This is a genomic window from Geobacillus sp. WSUCF1 (assembly GCF_000422025.1).
Classification (GTDB): Bacteria; Bacillota; Bacilli; order Bacillales; family Anoxybacillaceae; genus Geobacillus; species Geobacillus zalihae.
In genome coordinates, this window is the sequence record NZ_ATCO01000001.1 from 1 (window position 1) to 7639 (window position 7639).

Consider the following 7639-nt stretch of genomic DNA (forward strand, 5'->3'; position numbering starts at 1 on the left):
AAATGAAAAACGACTGCAAATGCAGTCGTATCAAGGGTTTCACAGTTTCTCGTCCGAACCGTTCGGATATCGGAAATGGAGACGGTGGGAGTCGAACCCACGTCCAGAGGCATCGCCACTTAAGCATCTACGAGCGTAGTCGGTATATTTCGCTTCGCCGTCCGTTCCGCCTACCGACAGGCCTCCCGGCGGCTAGCCTGGTTCGTCTCTTCCCTCATCCTCAGGCGGCGGATTTGGGCGTAGCCCGCTTCATATGAGCCCCTCGAACGCCACGCGGGCGATGGCGGGAGGAGCTAGCTGCAGCAATTAGGCAGCTAAAGCGTAGTTTTGTTTGCCAGTTATCTTTAGGTGACGTTTTTACGAGGACGTCCCCCTCGGCTCGCCGCTTAAGCTCGACCTACCCCTGTCGAATCCGGATCGTCCCCGCGGTGCGAAGAGATCGGAACAGCTTAAGCATCGGATAACTGGCTGTTGCACTTTTTATTATACCATGGCAGTGCGCATTTGCAATGGGAATGTTTTCAATTCCGCCAAAAAACAGGATTTCCCTCGAACGGCGGGGGCGATGTTGGAAGACATCTTCCTTTATTGTTTGAAACCATTCGTCCTGTCCCGGAAGCGCCCGCCATACGGACGGGGCTCGCCCGTTTCCAAACCCGCTGCGCGCACGGCCAATCAAGCCCGATGAGTCCAAGTTTCTCCTCGCGGCCAGCGCCCCAACCACCGCGGACTTCTTCTACAGCTTTTGCCGCTCGCGGAACGCCCGCTCGATTTCGCGCTGCGCTTCTTTCCGCTTCATGTCTTCCCGTTTGTCGTATTTTTTCTTCCCTTTGGCCACACCAAGCTCCACTTTGGCAAAGCCGTTTTTAATGTACAGCTTGAGCGGCACGAGCGTATACCCTTGCTCTTTCGTGTAGCCGATCAGCTTGTTGATTTCGCGGCGGTGCAACAAAAGCTTTCTCGTCCGCAGCGGATCGTGGTTGTAGCGGTTGCCTTGTTCGTACGGGCTGATATGCATGTTATGGAGAAACACTTCCCCTTTTTCCACTTTGGCGAACGAATCTTTCAAGTTCACCCGGCCGTTGCGGATCGATTTGATCTCCGTCCCTTGCAGCACGAGGCCGGCTTCGTACGTTTCCTCGATGAAATAATCGTGATGTGCTTTTTTGTTTTGCGCGATGACCTTTCCTTCGCCTTTCGGCATCCGTTTTCCCCCTCCTCATCGTAGCGTTTCTTATTTTATCAAAAACGAAAAAGAAGGAAAAGCCGGGCGCGAGGCTTTTCCTCACCGTTTTTTCTTTTTCTTCTTTTTCGCCTTCGCGTGGCGGCTTTTGCCGCTGTTCGTTTTCGCTTCCGCCTTTGCCTTGGCCTGTTTTTGCTTTTTCCCTTCAATGACGACCGGAGCGGCTTTCGCTTTCGGCGGGCGGCGCCCTTTCATGCCGACGACTTCAAAATCGACGATCCGTTCGTCTTTGTTGACGTTGATGACGCGGACGGTGATTTCATCGCCGATGCGGTACATTTTCCCGGTCCGTTCGCCGATCAACGCGTAGTGGCGTTCGTCGTAGCGGTAATAGTCGTCCGTTAAGTAGCTGACGTGCACCAAGCCTTCGATCGTGTTCGGCAGCTCAACGAACAAGCCGAAGTTCGTCACCGAGCTGATAATGCCGTCAAACTCCATCCCGATTTTGTCTTCCATAAACTCGGTTTTCTTCAGATCGTCCGTCTCCCGCTCCGCCTCAACGGCGCGCCGCTCCATATCGGAAGCGTGTTCCGCAATTTCAGGCAGCTTTTCCGCCCATTTTTGCTGGGTGTCAAGATCCATCTGGCCGTTAATGAGATACGTCCAGATCAACCGATGGACGATCAAATCCGGGTAGCGGCGGATCGGTGACGTAAAATGGGTGTAAAACTCGGTCGACAGGCCGTAATGGCCGAGGCTCTCGGCGTCATAGCGCGCCTGTTTCATCGACCGAAGCATGACGGTCGAGATCACCATTTCTTCCGGCTCGCCGCGCACCGCTTCGAGAATTTGCTGGAGGGCGCGCGGATGGATTTGGTTGCCCGTTCCTTTCACGACATAGCCGAAGTTCGTGATGAACTCTAAAAAGCGCTGCAGTTTTTCCGGCTTCGGATCCTCGTGAACACGGTAAATAAATGGCACGTTCAACCAATGGAAATGCTCAGCCACCGTTTCGTTCGCCGCCAGCATAAACTCTTCAATCAACCGCTCAGCGACCGACCGCTCGCGCAAGACGACATCGTACGGCTTGCCGTTTTCATCGACAAGCACCTTCGCCTCCTTAAAATCGAAATCAATCGCCCCGCGCTTTATCCGCTTTGCCCGCAAAATGTCGGCAAGCTCAGCCATCAGCTCAAACATCGGCACAAGCGGCGCATATTTTTCCCGCAAGGCTTCGTCTTTGTCAACGAGAATTTTATTGACATCGGAATACGTCATCCGTTCCGCCGTGCGGATGACGCTTGGGAAAATTTCATGGCGGACGACTTCTCCTTGCGGGGTGATTTCCATTTCGCACGAGAGCGTCAGCCGATCGACTTTCGGGTTGAGCGAGCAAATGCCGTTCGACAGCCGATGCGGGATCATCGGGATGACGCGGTCAACCAAATAAACGCTCGTGCCGCGTTCATACGCCTCGCGGTCAATAGGCGAGCCTTCCTCAACATAGTAGCTGACATCGGCGATATGAACGCCGAGCTTATAGTTGCCGTTTTCAAGCTTCGTCACCGTCACCGCATCGTCTAAGTCTTTCGCATCCTCGCCGTCAATGGTGACGATCATCTCGCCGCGCAAATCGCGGCGCCCTTCCAAGTCTTTCTCCGTAATGACGTCCGGCACCCGGTTGGCGTGCTCGATCACGTCTTCTGGAAATTGAAGCGGAAGGCCGTATTTATAGATGATCGCCAAAATGTCGACGCCCGGGTCGTTTTTATGGCCGAGAATTTGCACGACTTCCCCTTCAGCGCTCATTCGTCCTTCCGGGTACGAGGTGAGCCGGACGACGACTTTATGCCCTTCGACCGCGCCGTTCGCCGCGTTTTTCGGGATGAAAATGTCATTGACGATCCGTTTGTCATCCGGGATGACAAAGCCGAAATATTTGCTTTCCGTGTACGTGCCGACGACCTCTTTCACCCCGCGCTCCAAAATGCGGACGATCGTTCCTTCGCGGCGCGCCCCGGATGAATCGGCTTGGACGCGCACAAGCACCGTGTCGCCATGCATCGCGTTTTTCAATTCGGACGGCGGGATGAAAATATCATCCAGTCCCGGCTCCTCCGGTGTGACAAACGCGAATCCTTTCGGGTGGCCGGTCACCTTGCCGCGCACGAGATTCATCCGCTCAGGCACGCCGTAGCGGTTGCTGCGCGTCCGGACGACAAGGCCTTCCTCTTCCATGGCGACAAGCGTTTTGACAAATTCCTTAAACCCGTCCGCATCCTCAATCCCAAACGCTTCCTCCAGTTCCTCAACGGTCAGCGGTTTGTACGCCTCATCGCGCATAAACGTTAAAATGCGTTCGGCCAACACATGATCCATTGGCCATCCCCTCCTTTCTCCATTACCAATCTAACGATTCAAGAAATGCATAAATATCTTCATGCAGCTGATCTTTTTCTTGATCAAGCGTAATCACATGGCCTGATTGCTCATACCATTTGATTTGTTTGACCGGCGATTCAATTTCGTTATAAATGATGTTCGCGCTGTCTGGATTGATCATCTCATCATGGCGCGCTTGGACGACGAACGTCGGCGCATAAACCAAATCAAGGTGGGCGCGCACATCGGCAATGAGTTCTTGCAAGGCTTTCAACGTCTTCATCGGCGTTTGTTTGAACCGTTCCATTTCCTGTTCGATTTGTTCCTCTGATTTCCCTTCCCGCTTTTTATACTCGCGCGCATACTCGAGCACACCTTCGTACATCGTTTCTTCGCTTTTGATGTACATCGGCGCGCACATCGTCACAATGCCTTCTATAGGTACAGTGTAGCCTAATTTGAGAGAAAATACGCCTCCAAGCGACAATCCAGCCACGGCAATTTTTTCGTAGCCTTTGTTTTTCAAAAACTGATAGCCGTTCATGACGTCTTGCCACCAATCATCCGGTCCGGTGTGGACGAGCTCTTCCGGCGGCACGCCATGCCCTTTGTAAATCGGAGCGTGGCACGTATACCCTTTCGATTCCAAGAATCGCCCAAGCATCCGAACGTCGGCGGAATTGCCGGTAAACCCATGCAAAAGCAGCACCGCCCGCTCCCCGGCTTCAAAGAAAAACGGCTTCGGCGGAACAATTTTCATCATCGGCTCTCCTTCCTCTCTAGTGTGAAATAGAAAGGGCAGCCCTTCATTCTATGGACCGCCCCATGTTTGACTTATGATGGCTGTACGTACGTAACCAAGATCGTCAATACGAAAAACAAGACGGCCAACACGACCGTGACGCGCTGAAACACCGCATCGAGCCCACGGGCTTTCTGCTTCCCGAACAATTGCTCGGCGCCGCCGGTGATCGCCCCCGACAGCCCGGCGCTGCGGCCCGACTGCAGCAAGACAACTGCGATCAGCGCGATCGACACAATGACAAGCAGCGTCACAAGCAAGGCATGCATGCCTGACACCTCCAACGACCGACGTTGCAATAATTTCACTATACCATAGATCGCCGTTGGCGGCAACTGGCGGGCCTGTCTCAACACGACGAAAGGAACAGATTCTCTTTTTTGTGAAACATTAGATTGGAAAGCCCGTCATCTAAAAATTTTAAAAAAATACAAGCCAGAAGATGCTCAAATGGAGGAAATCGATGAAATCATTGATGAATGCCTGGCAAAAATCGCAACGTATCTGACCTGATCTGATCGGCCTGGAGGCAGCGAAAGAATGGAACGATGTTGAAGGAAAGACTACATTTCCTGTCTTTTCTAGAGGGCTAAATCGAAGGGATGGGGCCAAAAAATTCCCTGCTCCTCCCCTTTGGCATAGATGGGGGAGCGTTTCATCCTCCATCCGCTTGACGCTCCATGAATCGGGTGCGGTATGATCATTGTCGTCCGCCGCCGAAATACGTTACAATAGAAAGCAAATCGGCAACGACTGGAGGGACTTCAATGGCAAGACCGGACGAACGAGTCGTCATCGCGATTGACGGCTATCAATTCAAACGGGCGCGGGAGGCGAAGAAAGGGAAAATTTTCGTCACCTCGCCGATTGGGGCGAACTTTACGTTTGACGTCAACGTCATGCGCAAGCTCATCGAGGCCATCGACCGCGACCCAGCGCTGGCGGAACAGTTCGGGCTTCCTTCTCAGGGGGCAAACGAATAACAAAGGAACGGCGGTTGGCCGTTCCTTTGTTGGTTTAGCGGAGAGAGGCCGAAGCTCCATTTTTTCACAGATGGCGGTGCTCCCTCACGAATCAAATCTTCTAGCGTCCTTGCCATGCCGCTCGCTCGCGGCCAAACGGATCATCTTCGACATGGCTGGCGGCTGAAAAGACAAAGGCCGCCTTGCGCTCGCTCGTATACGCCGGCCACGCTTCCGGCAAGTGATCGCCGTTCGGGTTGCCGGTGCGGGCAAACGCCAGCCAGGCGTAATGCATTTGGTCAGCGATCGCCTCGCGCTCCGGCCGGTTGCCGACGAAATTCGCGACGCCCGGCTGATGGAGATTGTGAAACACAAACGGCAGCTCGAGCGCGTGGCATGCTTTCAGCTGCCCGCCGAACACCGGCGTTTCATAGTCAAACCGGTACATGTACACATCCGCTCCGTGGGCCGCTTGGGCGTCCGCTGTCCGCAGCATCCCCTCGACAAACACGCGGTACGTCATGATGCGAAGCCACTTTTGCCAGGCGGGCGCCGACGGCTCCGCCGTTTCTGCATAATAGCGAATCGCCGCCTCCGGCACGGGCCCGACTTCACGGTTGATCCGGTCAAGCAGTTCGTGTTCGCCAAGCTTCATCCATGACGGATCCGTCAAGGTAAACAAGTTGTACTCGTCTTTCGTCACACCGATGAGAATCGGAATGCCGCTGGCCGCCCCGTCGTGGAGCGCCTCGATCGGATGGCGCCGCAATACGCGGCCATCCACCACCGGACCGTACATGATTCCCGGACCGAGCGACAGCGCCGCCCGCAGCAGCTCCTCGGCGGGAATCGACAAGAGCCGGCCGCGGTCACCCGGGCGGATGCCGGCACGCTCGAGAATGCGCTTGGTCATCGCCATGGCGGTCTCCGGCGAACGGAGAAGAAGCGATCCCGAACCGCTTTGCAAAATGGCGCGCCGAAACAGCCCCTTCGCCTCCGGAAGCGACAACAGCACGCCGACGCTCGCCGCTCCCGCCGATTCACCGAAAATCGTCACATTGTCCGGATCGCCGCCAAACGCCGCAATGTTCTCCTTCACCCAGCGCAGCGCCGCCACTTGGTCCAAAATTCCGAGATTCCCGGCTTGAGCGTACTCTTCGCCGAACAAATCACCGAGATGCAAAAAGCCAAACACGTTCATTCGGTAGTTGATCGTCACGACAACGACATCGCCGTGTTTCGCGAACGCCGTCCCATCATACCACGGCGAAGAACCCGAGCCGAACAAAAAGGCGCCGCCATGAATCCAAACCAACACCGGGCGCTTCTTCCCATCCGCCGCCGGCGACCAAATGTTCAGGTACAGCCCGTCTTCGCTCGGCGGCTCGCTCATCCGCCCGAGCAATCCGCTGAAAATCGGATCTGACGGCTGCATCACGACAGGACCGAAAGCAGTCGCCTCCCGCACCCCATCCCACGCATCGGGCGGCTCTGGCGGCAAAAACCGACGCTCCCCGACCGGCGCTTTCGCGTACGGAATCCCTTTCCAAACGAAAACGCTTCCATTCATCACACCGCGCAGCCGCCCATACCGCGTCTCGACAATCGTTTGTTCCATCCCTATCCCCCCTAAATATTCTGATCATTCAAAAATATTATAAACGAACGGACCACTTGCGTCCATCGACCTATGCGGGACAATGTCAGCTCGTTGGAATAGGAAAAGGAACAGCACCTAAAAGGCCGGGGATTTAGTGAAAAATCGCGGAAAATGGACTTTTTTCTCAAATAGAGAAGTCTTGCAAAATCAACGCTTCTCTTTCGACCGAAAACAATGGGTTCGGCGAAATCAGTCGTTTTTCACCAGCCTTCTAAAGATTTCTTACTTTCCAGGCAAAATTGGACGATGGTGTGCCCTATCCTACAATGCCATTTATGGATAAATCTCTACCTTTTTTGATGTTCATCATTCCAACATGTGCTTGATGAAACTTTAAGTTGAGGAACCATGCTCATCTGCAGCAAAGTTTATTTTTCAACCGCTTTTAAAAACAAACAGATGCAATAAATGAAAATCATAATTTTATTCATTGATACAGCCCCTTGTAAATAAGTGTTCATCAAAGCACTACGGGCTATTCAATTTCATTGACTTGATTTATTTGAAAGTCGTTAAATGGAACCCATCCCAAAGGTTTGGTGTAATTTACCATGCGAATCAAATATTTATGTTTATTATCTTCCATTTTGATAACGAAATCAAACACATCATTTCTTTTTTTTGTCTTTGATATATAAGTTGAATTAAAG

General features: G+C 53.3%; 6 protein-coding genes and 1 other RNA gene. 1 reads left to right on the top strand and 6 read right to left on the bottom strand.

All coding sequences use genetic code 11. The features are described from left to right. Positions 1 to 73 precede the first annotated feature (73 nt). The 5 genes from ssrA to secG form a co-directional block, all read right to left on the bottom strand. Positions 74 to 425: a transfer-messenger RNA gene (ssrA, locus tag I656_RS17545) on the bottom strand. 311 nt (positions 426 to 736) lie between these two features. Further along, a complete protein-coding gene (gene smpB, locus I656_RS14490) occupies positions 737 to 1204 on the bottom strand; it encodes an SsrA-binding protein SmpB (protein ID WP_013144268.1) in 468 nt (155 codons plus the stop codon). 81 nt (positions 1205 to 1285) lie between these two features. Continuing rightward, on the bottom strand, positions 1286 to 3562 hold the full coding sequence (gene rnr, locus I656_RS14485; RefSeq protein WP_015375777.1) for a ribonuclease R: 2277 nt from the start codon (positions 3560 to 3562) through the stop codon (positions 1286 to 1288). Positions 3563 to 3584: 22 nt separating this feature from the next. Continuing rightward, complete coding sequence (estA, locus tag I656_RS14480) at positions 3585 to 4325, bottom strand: carboxylesterase (protein WP_033004594.1); 741 nt, start codon at positions 4323 to 4325, stop codon at positions 3585 to 3587. A gap of 74 nt (positions 4326 to 4399) precedes the next feature. Beyond that, positions 4400 to 4636 carry a preprotein translocase subunit SecG gene (secG, locus tag I656_RS0114495; RefSeq protein WP_013144265.1) on the bottom strand — a complete coding sequence of 79 codons (237 nt, stop codon included), beginning with the start codon at positions 4634 to 4636 and terminating at the stop codon, positions 4400 to 4402. A 498-nt stretch (positions 4637 to 5134) separates the two neighbouring features. Between secG and I656_RS0114500 the strand changes: the two genes are divergently transcribed. Continuing rightward, entirely contained in the window at positions 5135 to 5350 is a 216-nt protein-coding gene (locus I656_RS0114500; protein WP_013144264.1) for a hypothetical protein, read from the top strand. A 100-nt stretch (positions 5351 to 5450) separates the two neighbouring features. On the opposite strand, the gene I656_RS14475 is transcribed toward I656_RS0114500, so the two are convergent. Next, positions 5451 to 6947 carry a carboxylesterase/lipase family protein gene (locus I656_RS14475; protein WP_015375778.1) on the bottom strand — a complete coding sequence of 499 codons (1497 nt, stop codon included), beginning with the start codon at positions 6945 to 6947 and terminating at the stop codon, positions 5451 to 5453. Positions 6948 to 7639: the final 692 nt, after the last annotated feature.